This window comes from Baia soyae (assembly GCF_004341445.1).
Taxonomy (GTDB): domain Bacteria; phylum Bacillota; class Bacilli; order Thermoactinomycetales; family Thermoactinomycetaceae; genus Baia; species Baia soyae.
Genome location: NZ_SLXV01000032.1, coordinates 1 through 15961 on the forward strand (window position 1 = coordinate 1; position 15961 = coordinate 15961).

General features: G+C 41.5%; 17 protein-coding genes and 1 tRNA gene. 12 read left to right on the forward strand and 6 right to left on the reverse strand.

Annotation, left to right across the window (positions count from 1 at the left end; genetic code table 11):
- The first annotated feature begins 223 nt into the window (after positions 1 to 223).
- Positions 224 to 571, forward strand: a complete 348-nt coding sequence (locus EDD57_RS10015) for a hypothetical protein (RefSeq protein ID WP_131849324.1) — start codon at positions 224 to 226, stop codon at positions 569 to 571.
- A 63-nt stretch (positions 572 to 634) separates the two neighbouring features.
- Here EDD57_RS10015 and EDD57_RS10020 read toward each other — a convergent pair whose 3' ends face one another.
- On the reverse strand, positions 635 to 1090 hold the full coding sequence (locus EDD57_RS10020; protein WP_131849325.1) for a hypothetical protein: 456 nt from the start codon (positions 1088 to 1090) through the stop codon (positions 635 to 637).
- Positions 1091 to 1156: 66 nt separating this feature from the next.
- On the opposite strand from EDD57_RS10020, the gene EDD57_RS10025 reads away from it, so the two are divergent.
- A complete protein-coding gene (locus EDD57_RS10025) occupies positions 1157 to 1738 on the forward strand; it encodes a tetratricopeptide repeat protein (protein ID WP_243649511.1) in 582 nt (193 codons plus the stop codon).
- Positions 1739 to 2296: 558 nt separating this feature from the next.
- Here the strand turns inward: EDD57_RS10025 and EDD57_RS10030 are convergent.
- On the reverse strand, positions 2297 to 2686 hold the full coding sequence (locus EDD57_RS10030) for a hypothetical protein (RefSeq protein WP_131849326.1): 390 nt from the start codon (positions 2684 to 2686) through the stop codon (positions 2297 to 2299).
- A gap of 503 nt (positions 2687 to 3189) precedes the next feature.
- On the opposite strand from EDD57_RS10030, the gene EDD57_RS10035 reads away from it, so the two are divergent.
- The 5 genes from EDD57_RS10035 to EDD57_RS10055 all read left to right on the forward strand — a co-directional run bounded on the left by EDD57_RS10035 (position 3190) and on the right by EDD57_RS10055 (position 6838).
- Positions 3190 to 3567, forward strand: coding sequence for a hypothetical protein (locus EDD57_RS10035; RefSeq protein WP_131849327.1), 378 nt, complete (start codon positions 3190 to 3192; stop codon positions 3565 to 3567).
- A gap of 150 nt (positions 3568 to 3717) precedes the next feature.
- Positions 3718 to 4410, forward strand: coding sequence for a DUF5819 family protein (locus tag EDD57_RS10040; protein ID WP_131849328.1), 693 nt, complete (start codon positions 3718 to 3720; stop codon positions 4408 to 4410).
- Between the two features lie 15 nt (positions 4411 to 4425).
- A complete protein-coding gene (locus EDD57_RS10045) occupies positions 4426 to 5376 on the forward strand; it encodes an HTTM domain-containing protein (RefSeq protein WP_131849329.1) in 951 nt (316 codons plus the stop codon).
- A 192-nt stretch (positions 5377 to 5568) separates the two neighbouring features.
- Positions 5569 to 5898 (forward strand): PadR family transcriptional regulator, encoded by a 330-nt coding sequence (locus EDD57_RS10050; protein ID WP_131849330.1) that lies wholly within the window; start codon positions 5569 to 5571, stop codon positions 5896 to 5898.
- Between the two features lie 13 nt (positions 5899 to 5911).
- A complete protein-coding gene (locus EDD57_RS10055; protein ID WP_131849361.1) occupies positions 5912 to 6838 on the forward strand; it encodes a pentapeptide repeat-containing protein in 927 nt (308 codons plus the stop codon).
- A gap of 127 nt (positions 6839 to 6965) precedes the next feature.
- Here EDD57_RS10055 and EDD57_RS10060 read toward each other — a convergent pair whose 3' ends face one another.
- Complete coding sequence (locus EDD57_RS10060) at positions 6966 to 7721, reverse strand: amidohydrolase family protein (RefSeq protein WP_131849331.1); 756 nt, start codon at positions 7719 to 7721, stop codon at positions 6966 to 6968.
- 220 nt (positions 7722 to 7941) lie between these two features.
- Between EDD57_RS10060 and EDD57_RS10065 the strand changes: the two genes are divergently transcribed.
- Positions 7942 to 8748, forward strand: a complete 807-nt coding sequence (locus EDD57_RS10065) for an HAD family hydrolase (RefSeq protein ID WP_165873761.1) — start codon at positions 7942 to 7944, stop codon at positions 8746 to 8748.
- Positions 8749 to 8778: 30 nt separating this feature from the next.
- Positions 8779 to 9702, forward strand: coding sequence for a ribonuclease Z (rnz, locus tag EDD57_RS10070; RefSeq protein ID WP_131849333.1), 924 nt, complete (start codon positions 8779 to 8781; stop codon positions 9700 to 9702).
- Positions 9703 to 9782: 80 nt separating this feature from the next.
- On the opposite strand, the gene ltrA is transcribed toward rnz, so the two are convergent.
- Together ltrA and EDD57_RS10080 are read right to left on the reverse strand one after the other, a co-directional pair.
- On the reverse strand, positions 9783 to 11042 hold the full coding sequence (gene ltrA, locus EDD57_RS10075) for a group II intron reverse transcriptase/maturase (protein WP_131849334.1): 1260 nt from the start codon (positions 11040 to 11042) through the stop codon (positions 9783 to 9785).
- A 591-nt stretch (positions 11043 to 11633) separates the two neighbouring features.
- Complete coding sequence (locus EDD57_RS10080; protein ID WP_165873762.1) at positions 11634 to 12842, reverse strand: MFS transporter; 1209 nt, start codon at positions 12840 to 12842, stop codon at positions 11634 to 11636.
- Positions 12843 to 13077: 235 nt separating this feature from the next.
- Between EDD57_RS10080 and EDD57_RS10085 the strand changes: the two genes are divergently transcribed.
- The 3 genes from EDD57_RS10085 (at position 13078) to EDD57_RS10095 (ending at position 15749) form a co-directional block, all read left to right on the forward strand.
- Positions 13078 to 13371 (forward strand): hypothetical protein, encoded by a 294-nt coding sequence (locus EDD57_RS10085; protein WP_093293787.1) that lies wholly within the window; start codon positions 13078 to 13080, stop codon positions 13369 to 13371.
- Between the two features lie 221 nt (positions 13372 to 13592).
- Entirely contained in the window at positions 13593 to 15083 is a 1491-nt protein-coding gene (locus EDD57_RS10090) for a S8 family peptidase (RefSeq protein WP_131849336.1), read from the forward strand.
- 102 nt (positions 15084 to 15185) lie between these two features.
- Positions 15186 to 15749: a 3'-5' exonuclease gene (locus tag EDD57_RS10095; RefSeq protein ID WP_131849337.1), complete on the forward strand. Its 564-nt coding sequence runs from the start codon at positions 15186 to 15188 to the stop codon at positions 15747 to 15749.
- Between the two features lie 73 nt (positions 15750 to 15822).
- On the opposite strand, the gene EDD57_RS10100 is transcribed toward EDD57_RS10095, so the two are convergent.
- Positions 15823 to 15906: transfer RNA gene (locus EDD57_RS10100), tRNA-Leu, on the reverse strand.
- Positions 15907 to 15961 lie beyond the last annotated feature (55 nt).

The window sequence follows — 15961 nt, forward strand, 5'->3', positions numbered from 1 at the left end:
CTCACGGTGGACACCCTTGCCTTAAGCTAATGGCTACTGCTACCTTCACCATTCGGGACTTTCACCCTATAGACTACGCCCATGCCGGGCGCACGCTACATATGCCTGATAGCCACACGCTATCAGGCATATGCTTTGAAATGAGTAAAATAGATTGCTTATCACTCTAATTAATAATAAAATTTAAAATAAATTATAACCTTCTAAGGAGGAATGATACCAAGTGGAGCTAAATGGGATAGGACCAACTCTCGTTCAGATCTCTATCTTTCTCTGGCTGTTAGGAATATTAATCGGAGGGGCGATTGTTGTTTATTGTCTCGTAAAAAAACCAAAAAAAATAGACTATCATGATCAAAGTAAACGATTAGTAGCAAATAACCCGCCTATGTTTGAAAGCTGGCCCGGTACAATCCTAGTCATAGCAGCACTCTTTCTCGCACTGTATTCTCAAATTGCAGGAACAGACCACTTTACACCATTTAAGATTACGATAATAGCCGCTTTATCTCTCTCAATTATCGTCAACTTCATTCGTGGGATTCGGGAATATAAAGGCAATAAAGAATAATAAATAAGCCCTCTTAGGCAGACAGTTGCAATCGTAAGACTGCTATCTAAGAGGGCTTTTCCATCATTTCATCTGCACTCTCACAGATAGATTCGTTATCCCCATCTCTAAGGTTGGAAACGCTTCTCGGTCCACTTTACTCTTGAGCGTGTCCGTAAGGCGCTTCACTTTACTTCCCCTCACTAAGAACTGACCTTGAAAAGCACCTACACTCTCATAGTAATCTCGCTGGATTCGATCATCCTTCGCATGCAAGTTACCAAACAACACGACTTCATCATCACTTTTAAGCGTGTCCAACACATAGGGAGCCACAAAAGGAACCACCTCACCGACAGAAACTTTTCCATCTCCGAGAATCACTTCTGTCACCTTTATCTCTGATACTACATCCTCTTTATAGAAATCACGATTTTGCACAACCCCCCGAACCACCAAATCCGAATCTCCACCCAACTGTTCAACCGTTTGATAAACCTTTGGAAACTCAGGTAAAACACCCGCAATATGCCTGTCCATCGGAAATGCTGCCTCGGTTACACTTTCTGTCTGTTCGTTTTATGAACGGAATTGGGCACCAGTTATATGAATCTAAAAAAATGGAATCAAGCAGAGCGATGCTTTTTAGAAGCCCTTAAATTAAAGGACAGCATCAAGAGAGAATATATAGCTGTAAAAACTTACAGACAAATCGGAGAATTGTACACTATTCTTGACAAAAAAGAGAAAGCTGTAGACAATTTAAAGAAGGCAGTCAAATTAGGCAAGGAAACCAATGATGCTTTACGAACCTGTGAAGCACTTATATCCCTTGGTGATTTTTATGCGAAATACGGAGATTTCAAAAAGGCAGGGACCAAATATCAGCAGGCACTTGTGCTTGCCGAGAAACATTCATTCCCAAGCCAAGAAGATATCTTAGTGATTAAGATGGTAGCTTGCTCTACTACCTTCGGCTCTGATATCTCCATGTTTTCGGATCGCTTAGTTTCGATTCTACAAAGGTTAAATGGAAGGAGTGATAACAATATGTTTACAGCAACTTCTCAAGTGATGTCTACAAAAGGCTATATAGCTGATCCTACGTGGCTGATCCTCCTGAAACCTAAAAAACATACATTTCCCCAAGAGCCGACTATTAGGCTCTTTTTTCTTACCTACTTCTAACAAGTTGTAGATCAAAGGGAAAGGAGGGTCTGTTCGATCCTTGCGATGTTAGCAATCCTACTTAGCGTAGCGAACATCCTCTACTTCCCTGCTGGATCGGTATTTGAGCAGGAATCGAACAGACCCTCCAGCCCTCGATCACCCAACAGCCTGAAATAATGGTAAGAAAGAAAAAACACACGATATTTATTGCCTTACACTTCAAGAACTACACAGGTACAGTCTATATAAAGAAAGGACTCCTAAGATGCGCAGAATTATTCAATGGATAGTAATCATACTCGCTATATTCCACACCTTTTTTGCTATATGGTCGTACAATCATCCAGAAAAAAATAATAAATGGTTAGTATTTCCAAGCGCTATCATGTTTGCCGGAGCTGTCTACCTTAATCTCCCTCCCCGAAACAAGCATAAGGACACCGCGGCGGCAAAAGATAAATGTAAGTAAGCTACTACACAAGGCTATGTAGTTACCATCCTTTAACAAAAACAAAAGAAGATCAGGACAAGTAATCCTGATCTTCTTTATTTCTTGATTGAATGAAAACAAATATATTATTCCCCGAAAAATCCAATAGAACCTGTAGCATTACAGCCAACTTGAGTTTTACAAATTAACTGCAAAGAATAATCGCCTTTTCCAAAGCGTTTAGAAAAAGTCTTGTTTCCATTAGGAGCAATATAACCATTCGCAACTACTTCCGTATTCCCTAATCCATCTGCCTTGAGGACATTATATTGAATTTCTTCATGGCCCTGAGACTGATTATTAATCGTTACAGTCAATTGTCGATTTTGGTTGTCTTGTACAGTAAAATACTTTGATGTTGCACTGGATTGAAGCTCAGAAAGATGAACCTCTTGTGCACCTCCATGAGCGAATACAACAGAAGTACTTAAAGCAACTACAGCAGTCGAAACGAGAGAAGCAATTTTCAATTTCATTTTTCATTTCCCCTTTAGGTATATTTAATTACTCACTCATAATACTACTAAAAAACTATTTTTTATATAAATATTTTTTAAATACTTCTAAATAAAATACTAAAATAGAAAACTTTGTGAACAAATTGACCAATACGAACAAATTGAACAAAATGCAATCCGCAGTCAAATTTTTCAGATAACGAAAGAAAGATAGGAATATCATATGAAATTGAGAGGTATTTACATTGCTTATCGTTCATGATATTCAATATATTTCCATTTAAACATGATAATTCAATCAATAAAAACATAATAGTTTATATAAATTAAAAGTTAAGAATATTTATAGTAATAATATAGACATAATAGTATTTCATATACTATTATATAATTATGCTGGATGATGAAATTTTTCAAGGAATATGTGAGGAATTCGGAGAGAGATTCAAGGCATGTTTACGTCTATCTGCTGTTAGCTGATTCCAGCTGAAAGACCTTATAAAAATGGAAGGGGCAATCAGATGAAGAGAAAAATAGTAATATCCGGAATAGGATTGGCTTTAGTTGTCGGTATCATGATTGTCGGATCTGTAAGTGCAGCTACTCCTAATGCGGGTAAAGCCCAAGATTTTTCAAGCATGAAATCATCAAATGAAGTGAAGCCAAACGATCGAGCTGCTCTCGAAGAAGTTAGGGTAGGGCGTGCTTCAGACTTAGCTAGGGCACTACAGTCTGTAGATATAGCCAAGCAAGCTCGTGGTATTGATGAGATTCGGTCAGGACGTATTTTAGATGTAGATAGAATGCGTCAGCTAGATATTGGTAGAAGTATGGATGGAGGCCCGTTTGCAAATTCAAGAGTATCAGATCATAGTATGGAAGTTATTTTTGACAGATAATCAATCATTTCATGATTACATTCCACCTAGAATGAAAATAAATGGACTTTTTCATAGCAAAAAGTCCATTTATTTAGACTATATTACAGACAGTAGGCAGCCTACCCCATACCACTTTGTCTACAGCCTGATTATTAGGGGGATCTGACAATGGAATCATCTAACCACCATAAATCCTTATTCTACAAAGGAGTTTATTTTGGCTTGCCCTTTGTTCTTATAGGCTTCATCTTATTTCATTTTTCGATTATTACCCTACATGTTATGCCGATAAATCCCATTTCCATTGCGCTAGAACCCGAAATAAATGCATATACAGGATCTTTGTTTAGACAGAATTGGCATTTATTTTCTCCGGAACCTGTTACAGAAAACGATGTTGTTTATATGAAAGTAAAAACAAAGTCAAATCAAGAAAGTGATTGGATCGATATAACCACTCCTTTTATTTTGGCTAATCATAAAAACTATCTTAGCCCTCTGAATCGAATTATGAGGATCCCGTCAACCGCAGTAAATGAGATGCATGGCGAAGAAGAGCTGATCAACCGATATAAAAAGAAAATTTATGAGTTGAATAAGGAGCAGGAGAGCGAAAAGATCCTAAAGAGGGTTAGTGAGTATCAACAAAAGAATTCGAAAGATACACGCCTATTGTTGTATCGATTTGTATTTTCAACGGCTGCCAGGTCATTTTCCCCAGACGATATCCAGTCCATAAATGTAAGAGTGGTTACCGAAGAACCCGTTCCTTATTCCCAAAGAAAAAATCCGAACTACGAGCGAAAAAAGACCTACGAAGAACTTGGTTGGGAAAAATTTACTCCTGTTTTAAATTGGTAAAAGGAGCGGTGAGTAATGACGTTAGAGGGCAGTTCCACGTTACGACAGAGATTCCATCAATTATTTTATAACGAGAAGTTTTTGATCGGGGCTAGCTTAGCTAGGATCAGCTTTGGTTTCATCATGTTATACTATTATCTGATTCACTATACACAAAGATACTTTATATGGTCTTATGATGGAATCTTCAATGAGTATCTTTCAGACAAAGAGAGCTTTTCCTTATATAACTTTTCTACCTCTTCGATGTATTTCGATGTCATCTACCATGTAAGTATTTTAATTACCATTTTATACTTGTGTGGATATAAGACCCGGATTACATCGATTCTATTTTTTATAACAACCTACTCCATCTTACAGCGGAATTTTTTAGTTGCAGATGGAGGAGACAATCTAGTCATCAATATATTATTTTTTCTTATGTTTGCGAATACATATGCCTACTTTTCCTTTGACTCTGCTAAGTGGCGAGCTCAATCAGATCGTAGAAACAATCTATTTCATCTCGTAATGGCGCTAATACATAACATTGCGATTGTAGCTTGTGTCGTTCAACTATGTATTCTCTATCTAACTGCTGGTTTCTATCAACTAATGGGAGAGAGTTGGAATAGTGGGGTTGCGATTTACTATATCTTTCAAGTCGATGAGTATGCCAACCCGTTTATTCGAGATCTAATAATCAATCATGACATTTTTATCTTTGTAGGAAACTACTTCTCGATTCTCATTAAGATTTCGTTTCCATTTCTACTATTTAATCGCTATACGAAATACTTGGCAGTAATAGGAATTGCCTTCTTTCATATCGGGATCGCGATTGGTATGGGCTTGGTGACCTTTTCCTTGATCATGTTGACAAGCGACTTATTGATTATAAGTGATCAGGATTTTCGATGGATGAGGTCCAAATGGATGTCGATTCTAAGTCGATTTAAGAATATGTCTATGATACGAAAGTAAATACGACCTGATAATGGATGTAATGATTCCACAAAAGGATCCACAGAGGTTTTTCCATTAGAGCCTGAAAGATAAGGCTCTTTTTTGTTTCCTGCTACATAGGTTTAATCATCAATATACAACAATCAACAAACTACCTTTACTATCATAGTAATATATCGTATGATGCACATGTGGAGGTGCACGACACGTATGAGTGAGAACAAAATGACATCCGGCCTGTTGCGCGGACATACAGATACGATGATTTTACGACTCTTATCCGAAGCAGATCGCTACGGCTATGAGATTGTGAAATTGATCGCTGAGCGTTCGGGCGGTGAGTATGAGTTAAAGGAAGCCACGATGTATTCCAGTGTTCGCCGGCTTGAGGTGGACGGTGATATCGAATGGTATTGGGGCAGTGAGTCTCAAGGCGGGCGGCGTAAGTACTTTCGAATTACCAAAAAAGGCAAGATGACCTACGCCCGTAACATACAAAACTGGGAGTACGCCAAACTCGTACTTGAAAACTTATTGTAGGGGGCTTGATGGGATGAATGAGAAATTAAATCACTATCTAGATGGCGTTTTCGCGCCGTACGATGGGGTAAAAAGCGTCGACGAATTAAAGGCTGATCTGCTGGCCGATTTACAGGAGCGATTCCGTGAACTGAAAGCAGAAGGCAAAGACGATGAAACCGCATTTGAGATGACTGTTGACAGCATCGGTGATATTGAGGAAACGGTACAAGAAGTGGCGAACCTCTCTCAAACGCTGGAGCGACAAGTGGTAACCAATCTAAGCGCAAGCAATCTACCAAAGAGCGACCTTGCTGGCGTAATCGCGCGTAAGGGTAACTTCTCAGCGAGTGCATTACGCGGTTCCAACTTTGCAGGCGCTGACTTAACGGCTAGCTCTTTCCATGCAAGCGACATTCGCGAGACAAACTTTGCCGGTACAGACTTGACGAGCAGCTCCTTTAAAGCAAGCGATGTACGCGAAGCTAATTTTGATGGCGCGAACTTGACCGACTGCAGCCTATACGCTAATGATCTTACAAATACAAGTTTCCATGAATCGATCTTAGTCCGCACGAAATTTAGTGCCTCTGGTCTAGATGGAGCCACCTTTACAGGCGTAAACATGATGGATGTCACACTAACCAAGACCGATCTTCGAAAGACGATCTTTACAGACTGTTCCTTTAACGGAGTCGACTTCAAATATTCCGATCTACGAGATGTATGTCTAGACGGGCAAACCTTTATCGGTGTCAAATTTGGTAAAACAGCGCTAAAAGGGGCTTCATTTAAAGGGGCGACATTTAAAAATGTCTCCTTCCATCCGGGATTTACCTTGACGAACAAATATTATCGTGCGATTAAAACCTTCTGCTTTGACGGCGCCATGATGGATAAATTGACCTATGCATGGTTGAAAAGCATGGGAGCTGATTTATCCAAGGTTACAATTAGATAAATAAGAGATGATGAAACAAACTCCAGTCATATAAAACGCTCCCCTTGCCTGACAGCCACACGCTAATATGCTGGCTGCGATCGAAGGGGAGCTTTTCATACATGAATCTATTTACTCAATCTGTTCTTCACCCTTCATGATCCAACCTATACCACTTTATCGCATTTTCATAAAGTACTTTTCTGGCTGTAGCTTCACCAAGTGTATCCAATACTAGGTCCACATCTGAATGAGCAAATGGCCTAGGTGCTCTGGTGGAAGGTAAATCTGTTCCGAACATGAGTGAATCCGGATTTACTGAAGATATCGTCTGCAAGGCTTCTCTTACATCAAGCCCCACTCTCCCAAATCCAGTTGCCTTTACCCTAACTCCTTTTTCTACTAGGTTTAATAAGGTATGGAAGCCATCTCTCGTCAGACCGAGATGATCAATCGAAACGGCCGGTAAATCAATTAATGTTTGGGCAATTTCGGGTAGTGACTTTGAGTCAATATATAACTCAACATGCCATCCTACAAGCTCATAAACACGCTTAGCAAAGTACTCCAATTGGGCTAAACCCTCCGACCCTCCTCTTTTTACATTAAATCGAACAGCTTTAACCCCCTTACTATTTAAATAAAAAATCTCTTCGTCTGAAGCGGTGTAGGGTAATTGTGTTACGCCAACAAAATGAGGTCCAAGCTTATCAAGCGCGTCAATTAAATAGCTTTGGTCAAAGGCTTGAAATGAACCCGAGACAATAGAGCCCCCGACCATATTTAATGTTTGAGTGCAATCTACATAATCGTTGACAGTAAAGGGTTTCGGTATATATCCTTGGTTTTCGACGATGGGAAAATCCGGATCAATGATATGTAAATGAGCATCGAAAATTTTCATTATATAACCCCTTCTCTATTCTCTAAGCGTTATTTATTATCGTAGTTGGTCTCTAGGCTGTCAGGCAAGTTCTTTTGAGCATATGTTTGTATATGCGACTCATTCGAATTACAATAGAATCACTCTATTCCTTTCTTTTATAAACAAAAATTTTGCTTCATAAATAGTTTGTTTTCTTTTAGCAAAAATATAAATAACAAATCCATAAGAGATGAGCGATATGATGATTCAATTCTTTGTAACAGACCTAGATAATACTTTGCTAAATGACCAAAAAGAAATCAATCCCCAGGATCAACTAGCACTCGAAAAGCTAATGGCTGCAGGTGTGAAGATCTGTTTGGCATCTGGACGGAGCGATCACGAGATATTTAGCGTAATGAGCCACCTAGAAGCAAAATACCATCGAATTAGCCAAAATGGCGCCTATGTCCGCACTCCTGAAGGGGTAACATTGCGTTCGACTGTATTTGAAGGCGACTTGGCCAAGCGAATTTATGAATCTGCCGAGGAAAAAAATTTATTTGGCTTTATCGCAACCGAAGACCGCATCCTCGTTACTAATCGGAATCATCCCAGCATCCCCCAAATTGAAGAAGGACTAAAAATCCAGTTTGAAGAACATCCCGGAGCACTTCATGAAATTGGGCAACAACTTCAACCAAGCAAATTATGCTATTTTGGAACAGAAGATCAATTACACGATCTTCAAAGCCACATCCAGCATCATTTTCCAAATGAAGTAGACAGCTATATCTCGGATGTACACTGCGTGGACTTGATGCCCAAGCATGTGTCCAAAGGGACTGCGTTAGCGTATTTACTAGACCATCTTCAAATCCAGCCAGACAGCGTAGCTTGTGCAGGCGACTCCTACAATGATATATCCATGTTTGAACTCATTCCACATAGTTTCGTTATGAAACACGCCAATCCAGAAGTAAAGGCTCACGCTAAGCGCGAAATTCAATCTGTCTCGGAAGCAGTAGAATGGATACTTCAATATAACAAAACGTGTAAAATATAGAGAACATGATGTAAAGGGAGAGCGAAAGAGATGCGGGTCCAATTCTTAGGCACAGGGGCAGGAACCCCTTCCAAACAGCGAAATGTGTCATCATTGGCCATCCAATGGTACCAACACGGCGGCCAGACGTGGTTGCTCGATTGCGGGGAAGCAACCCAACACCAAATCCTTCAATATCCCGTCAAGTTAGGTAAAATCAATCAAATTTTTATCACCCATCTTCATGGCGATCATATCTACGGATTACCCGGGCTACTCGGAAGCCGTTCTTTTCAAGGTGGAGAATCACCCTTACGGATTTACGCGCCAAAGGGATTACAAGAATGGATCAACGTTTCCCTACAAATTAGCGGAACCCACCTTCGTTATCCCCTTGAAATCATCGAAATTCATGACGGGATGACTTGGTCCGATGACTCCTTTCACTATACAGTTAGACAATTAGAACACGGTGTCCCTTCTTTTGGATTCCGATTCGAAGAGAAGAGTCAATCAGGAGCCTTACAAGTACATAAACTACAACAGATGGGAATTCCACCGGGTCCCCTATATCAACAATTAAAACAGGGTAAGAAAATTCAATTAGAAGATGGCACATGGCTAAACGGTGCTGATTACTTATCCGCCCCAGTACAAGGACTTCGCATGGCTGTAATCGGTGATACCCGATTCACCTCAGCCATCCATGATTTAGCAGATGGCACAGATCTCCTCATCCACGAAGCTACATTCCGTGCAGAACAAGAAGAACTTGCCCGAAACTTCTTTCACTCCACCAGCACAGAAGCCGCCACGATGGCCAAGCAGGCAAACGTGAAGCAATTAATTCTGAATCACATCAGCTCTCGCTATCAACCCGACGAGATCGAGCAATTACTCGCCGAAGCGCAGGACATCTTCCCTCAGACCCTTATTGCCTATGATGGATTTTCCTTTGAGTGGGATCAAAAATGAGAACAAATCGAGTAGGAGGGGGTGATTAACCCCCGACCTCTCACACCACCTAGCATGCGGTTCCGCACTAGGCGGTTCACTTAAGTCTGACGAATCCAGTCATATCTTGCCTTTATACTCTTTAATCCGAGACCTCGCCAATAGGCGAGATCAAGCGACCTATGGAGTATCGGGCTACAAGCAGTACGCCAATATTTCTTACGGGTGTTACCCCATTCATAGGCTTTTTCTTTAGGAATCCCTAGAGAGATGAGCCTTTTTACTTTTGTATTAAGCTTCTTCCATTGCTTCCAAAGGCACATTCTGAGCCTTCTATGAAGCCATGAGTCTATTTGTTGAAATGGGGTTGGGGTATCGGCAAGAGAGAAATAATTCACCCAACCAACCAGAAATACATTCAATCGTTCAACTCTTTGTTCTATAGTGAGTGGTTTTGAGCGGGAAGTAATTTCTCTAATCTTTTCCTTCGCTCTTTTAATACTCTCTTTAGCAACACGTATTTTAGGTCGGTAGTGATGAGTGAAGCTGAATCCTAGAAACTTTCGTTTCCAAGGCCTGTCTACTGCACTCTTCTCTTGATTTACCTTGAGTTTCAATTGCTGTTCAATGAATTCGGTGATGGATTGTTTTACTCTTTCACCCGCTTTGCGGGTTCTCACATAGATGTTACAGTCATCCGCATAACGGACGAATCTATGCCCACGCTTTTCAAGCTCTTTATCTAATAAATCAAGCACGATGTTAGATAATAGCGGACTTAATGGACCACCTTGTGGAACCCCTTGTTCATTGGAAACTCTTAGTCCATTGACCATAATTCCAGACTGCAAATATCTGCGAATCAATTTCAATATTTGTTTGTCTGTTATCTTCTTTGCAAGTAAACTCATTAATTTATCATGGTTCACTTGGTCAAAGAACTTCTCAAGGTCTAGATCTATTACCCATCGGCATCCTTCCTCTATATATCCCTTAGCTTTTCTAACTGCGTCATGCCCACGTCTTCCGGGACGAAACCCGTAGCTACAATCTGAAAAACAGGGGTCGAATAAAGGTGTTAGAATTTGGGCGATTGCTTGTTGTACAAAACGGTCAAATACAGTGGGTATACCTAATAGCCGAACGCCCCCGTTCGGTTTCGGAATTTCGATTCGACGGACAGGCAACGGTTTGTAGGTTCCATCTTCGATGGAAGAACGGATAAAGGTCCAATGTTCTCGGATGTGTTCTCGTAGGGATTCTACTGACATTCCATCCACCCCATGGCTCCCCTTATTCTTTTCCACTTGTTTAAGTGCTTTCAAGAGATTTTCTCTTGAAAGTAGCCGTTTCATTAACATGGATATAACCTTCCTCGTGAACGCTTCTTTCTATTGTGCCGTTCCTTACTCCACCCTCCTAGAGTCTCCCATGGACTTCACCACTTCCTCCTCTAGGTAAGCCTATTATAGGTTGTCTGTATCAACGTAAAGAATGAACGCTTAGTGAATCGTTCTTCCTAAATGTTCAGCCCTTCCCTTTTCGAGCGTCCCCTACTCAGGTACTATGGCTTCTGCTGACTTCTGCATGTTCAGCTAAACCTTTCGATCTAGGTTACCATGTGAGCATGGCTTGCCATGCAGATCTCCCCGGGTAAGAACGCAGTCTTTCTCTCCATCTATCTGCCTCATTTACTCTCATTCGCCTTCGGTAGCAAGGACTTTGTCTTGTAGTGCAGACTCATCCAACGAATGTTAGCCTTATATGAGATTCGTGTTCCTCAGACCGGAGATTTGCCGCCGGCTTCCTTCAGATTCCACCTCACGGTGGACACCCTTGCCTTAAGCTAATGGCTACTGCTACCTTCACCATTCGGGACTTTCACCCTATAGACTACGCCCATGCCGGGCGCACACATAAGAGCCTGTCTCACAATGAGACAGGCTCTTACTCTAACTAGCTTGCTTTTCTACACTTGCGTTCGGTTCAAGTAGAACCGCCGCTTCCCGAACTGGATACACGATTGCCAATATCACGAAGACCAGCAAACTACCTCCGAGGAAATAGAACAAACCATTTCCGCCTGTACCTTGGATTAAGAATGATCCCAGATACGGCCCCGCAATCGAACCACAGCTAAAATGCATCCCTGCAACGGCGTTCCCTAGCGGTAGATAGCTTTTGGGCAATAAGTCGGTCAAATACGTTAATCCAAGCGAAAAGAGCGAACCAACTAACCCTCCGACCAGCCCAAATGCGATGACGAGTGCAAACATCGAGCCCATCAGGTACGGGATCATCAGCATCCCTAATCCACCTAGCAGACAAACGGTCATCAGCAGATTCTTCCGTCCCCACTTTTGACTTAATATCCCCAGCGGAACTTGGAACAACAAACTTCCCCAGACAAACGTACCGATCAAATAGGCAATCGAATCTGCCGATAAGTTCGAGCGAAGCCCGATGATCGGAAAATTCCCAGCGAGTGCCGTTTCCAAAAAAGCATATAAGATAGGCGGACAAAGCGCGATCAGTCCAACTCGATAAACCACAGAAAGACGCAGCTTCTCTTTGCTCGTTTCAGGTTGACTTAAGAAAGTAGTACGTCCACCTTCCAAACGCATCATGAAAGGTACCGTTATCGCCATTAATAAACCAACGGCCACAAACGGAACATGAAGCCCAAAGGGTAATAACTTTAAAAACAAAGGACCAATCCCAAATCCAAGACTATAACTAAATCCATATAGCGATATCCGTTTCCCTTTTTCATCGTCAGGGCACGTAGAAGTTATCCATAATTGAGTCGTAAAGTGTAATAGGCTATCCCCTGCTCCTACAATCATTCGGAGCAACATCCAAACCCAGAATCCCGTGACAAACGGAAATAAAAACATACAGATTCCCGCACTTAACAAGCCGATTGCAAGAGCTGTACGATATCCGACCTTCCGGACCACTTTCGCACTAAAAGGGGTCATGACGAGCATACCCACATACAACATCGAGGTTCCTAGACCATTTTGAGTCGCACTCATGCCTTGCTTCTCAAGCAAAATAGTCAATAGCGGAATCAACATGCCTTGGGTTACACCTGCTACTGCTACGATCCAAATCAAAATATAGAATCGCTTCTGTGACCATTGTTGAATTTGAATCATTCGCATCCCCTTCTCACCTAGTAGTCAATTTGACCATTATATCGGTATATCAATTAATTAGCAAGGCGAAATAAATAAGGAGACCTCAAAAAAAAAATTAGGTGTAATATCATAAAATTTTATCTCAGAAACTTGACTAAATTTCAACTTCGAGGTATATTTTATTAAATATTAGAAATTTTTTCTGGTATTTGGGTTTTTTACATATTGTTTAACTACTTAGAGGTGGTTTGCTGTGCGGAAGTTTGAGCTATCTGTGTTTGGAAGCTGGACCTTAAAAAAATTTGCATCAAAACGAAAATTAGAATTGTGGGCAGATCAGCAATGCATCGGGGCAATAAAATTATACAACGTTATCGCGAGAGGAACACATTACTCGGGAAAAATAGAAGTAATTACCGATTTGGATTTATCTAGCTTTTTTCAAAAGCATAGACACTCCTATATCAAGCGGAATTACACAGATAACGGAAAATATACAGAAGAGCGTACCCCCGTCTACATCAGTCCAAGTGTATTTATTTATTGAATGAAACCTTAATCAGATCCAATAACAACAGGGTAGTAATGCCTCTCTCTACTTGAAAACTAGATTTAAGGAACCGTTACTACCCAATAACGAACTCATTTTTGACCCCTTTGTCAGGACAACCATATTAATTTCTTATTAAAAAGAATATTTTTAATATTAGTTCAATATGGTAAGATATATTTCATTTGCATGGTACCCTTTACAAAGGTGGGAATTTAATGCGTTCACGAAAAGCTAAGATATGGGCAGTCATCAGCGCTGCCGTCTTCCTTGTCGTTTTTTTGACTTCTTGGTTTGTCATTTGGAAATCGACCGAAGAAAAGCCAGCTGAACCTGAAAAGGAAGTCACCCCAACCGCTCAATCAAGAGTCGTTGTGAAAGTGAAACCCTCCATCCAACTCCCTTATCAAGATGGCGCAGAACAATCCCTAAATCAAGAGCACAAATCAGCACTCCCTTCGGATTTGAAGTTAAAAAAACTGTTCACCTCTGCCGATCCACAGCAAATTCAATCCATGCAACAACAAACAAATAAGGGTCAAAAGTCAGATGACCAAGTAGATCTCCTCCGCTATTTTGTAGTCGATGTTCCCCAAGGTTCAAACCCCGATGAGTTAGCCCAGCAACTAGCCAAGTCCCAGTTTGTCGAAACAGCCTATGTAGAAGGAACCCCCGTCATCCCTCCAGCAGTTAACCCTAATAATGATCCCCTATCCCCGAACCAAGGTTATCTCAATCCAGCTCCAAACGGCATCGATGCCAAGTTTGCTTGGAATCATCCCGGCGGAGACGGCTCTAATGTTACCGTAGCTGACCTGGAGCAAGGTTGGAACTTATCCCATCAAGATCTCATCGCCCAAAACATCTCCATTATTTCAGGTCTAAGCCGAACTTCCCAAAGTCATGGAACCAGTGTGCTAGGTGAGTTAGTTTCTGCCGATAACACAGTCGGCACAGTAGGAATCGTCCCACATGCCACAGCGAAAGTCGTCTCCCAATGGCGCACCAACTCTGTCTATAGCACCGCTGATGCCATCCTAAGCGCGGCTCAGAATTTAGCAAAAGGAGATGTCCTCCTATTAGAAGCCCAGACTACCTATCCAACAATGTCGAATTATTTACCTGTAGAAGTAGAGGATGCCGTTTATGATGCGATCCGTTTCGCTACCAATAAAGGCATCGCCGTCGTCGAAGCAGGCGGAAATGGTTCCAATAATCTAGACAACTTCCGCAATCAAGCTGGGAAATATATCCTGAATCGCAACCATGCTAACTTTCGGGACTCCGGTGCCATTATGGTCGGAGCAGCCACTTCCTCTGCTCCTCATGCCCGATTATCTTTCTCTAATTATGGTAGCCGCATTGATTGCTACGGCTGGGGACAAAACGTCACCACGACCACTGGAAACGTAGGGCAAAATACAAGCTACACAAACTCCTTTAGCGGAACATCCAGCGCCTCACCCATCATCGCAGGAGCAGCTACGGCTCTAAATGGAATCACCAAAGCAGGCTATAATGGCTTCACATACAGCCCTACTGACATCCGTACCATTTTAAAATACTCCGCCTTTTCTACCCCTTCCGCTAGCGCAAATGACAAAATTGGTCGTATGCCTAATCTAAAAGCCATCACTGAATACGTCCTACAAATCGGCTCGAATTCCAAATCACAAAAATCAATCCCTCCTAAACCGCCTATAAAGTAAGAAATTCTATTTTTTATCGCTGGATAGCAGGCATTTACCCTGTATCCAGCGTATTTTTTATGTAAAGTTATCTAATATTTATTTGAGAGAGGAGGGAATCGTTTGAAAAACCTTATGGTTCTCGACGTGAAAACCACCTGCTACCCGGCTGAGCAAACGCCTGTCCAATTTATCCCTGAAGTCATACGCATCCAAGCCATTATTTTACACACGGATCGTATGCGCATTCTCGAAAAATACCACTGCCATGTACAACCCACTATATTCCCCCAGCTATCCCATTTTTGCACCGGATTCACCCATATCGAGCAACAAGAAGTAGACACAGGAATCCCTTATCAAGAAGCCATGCAATCTATCGGGCAACTTACCACGCAATACCAGTCCATTCCTGCATTTTGGGGGTACTATGGCCATCTCCAATTAGTTCGCCAATGCAAGAGGCTTCAAGTCCCTCTTCCGATCCCTAAGCGTTTTATCACCATCAAACATAACTACAGCAAGTTTTACCAACTAAAACACATGAAAAAGTTAGGACATGTCCTCCAATACCATGGCCTCGAATCCTCAGTTCCTCCTACGGATCCGATAGCAGATGCGAAAAAAGTTGCTAAAATCATATCCATCCTACTCGAAGAAGGATGGGAACATCGTTATCTAAAATAAAATTCGACAACGGAAAAAAGCCACCCAACCCCTGTATCGGATAACAAAGGTAAGGTGACTTATGTATGAGTACTGGTACCGAAGGTGGGACTCGAACCCACACTCCTCGCGGAACGCGATTTTGAGTCGCGCGCGTCTGCCATTCCGCCACTTCGGCATATTATTTTGTATAAATTGCTTGGCTCATGCGAACCACTTTATTGATAATAACA

Bases quoted from the DNA above. Each gene is read 5' to 3' on its own strand.
- EDD57_RS10020 (WP_131849325.1), bottom strand. From the start codon at position 1,090: ATGGACAGGCATATTGCGGGTGTTTTACCTGAGTTTCCAAAGGTTTAT.
- EDD57_RS10025 (WP_243649511.1), top strand. From the start codon at position 1,157: ATGAATCTAAAAAAATGGAATCAAGCAGAGCGATGCTTTTTAGAAGCC.
- EDD57_RS10030 (WP_131849326.1), bottom strand. From the start codon at position 2,686: ATGAAATTGAAAATTGCTTCTCTCGTTTCGACTGCTGTAGTTGCTTTA.
- EDD57_RS10035 (WP_131849327.1), top strand. From the start codon at position 3,190: ATGAAGAGAAAAATAGTAATATCCGGAATAGGATTGGCTTTAGTTGTC.
- EDD57_RS10040 (WP_131849328.1), top strand. From the start codon at position 3,718: ATGGAATCATCTAACCACCATAAATCCTTATTCTACAAAGGAGTTTAT.
- EDD57_RS10045 (WP_131849329.1), top strand. From the start codon at position 4,426: ATGACGTTAGAGGGCAGTTCCACGTTACGACAGAGATTCCATCAATTA.
- EDD57_RS10050 (WP_131849330.1), top strand. From the start codon at position 5,569: ATGAGTGAGAACAAAATGACATCCGGCCTGTTGCGCGGACATACAGAT.
- EDD57_RS10055 (WP_131849361.1), top strand. From the start codon at position 5,912: ATGAATGAGAAATTAAATCACTATCTAGATGGCGTTTTCGCGCCGTAC.
- EDD57_RS10060 (WP_131849331.1), bottom strand. From the start codon at position 7,721: ATGAAAATTTTCGATGCTCATTTACATATCATTGATCCGGATTTTCCC.
- EDD57_RS10065 (WP_165873761.1), top strand. From the start codon at position 7,942: ATGATGATTCAATTCTTTGTAACAGACCTAGATAATACTTTGCTAAAT.
- rnz (WP_131849333.1), top strand. From the start codon at position 8,779: ATGCGGGTCCAATTCTTAGGCACAGGGGCAGGAACCCCTTCCAAACAG.
- ltrA (WP_131849334.1), bottom strand. From the start codon at position 11,042: ATGTTAATGAAACGGCTACTTTCAAGAGAAAATCTCTTGAAAGCACTT.
- EDD57_RS10080 (WP_165873762.1), bottom strand. From the start codon at position 12,842: ATGATTCAAATTCAACAATGGTCACAGAAGCGATTCTATATTTTGATT.
- EDD57_RS10090 (WP_131849336.1), top strand. From the start codon at position 13,593: ATGCGTTCACGAAAAGCTAAGATATGGGCAGTCATCAGCGCTGCCGTC.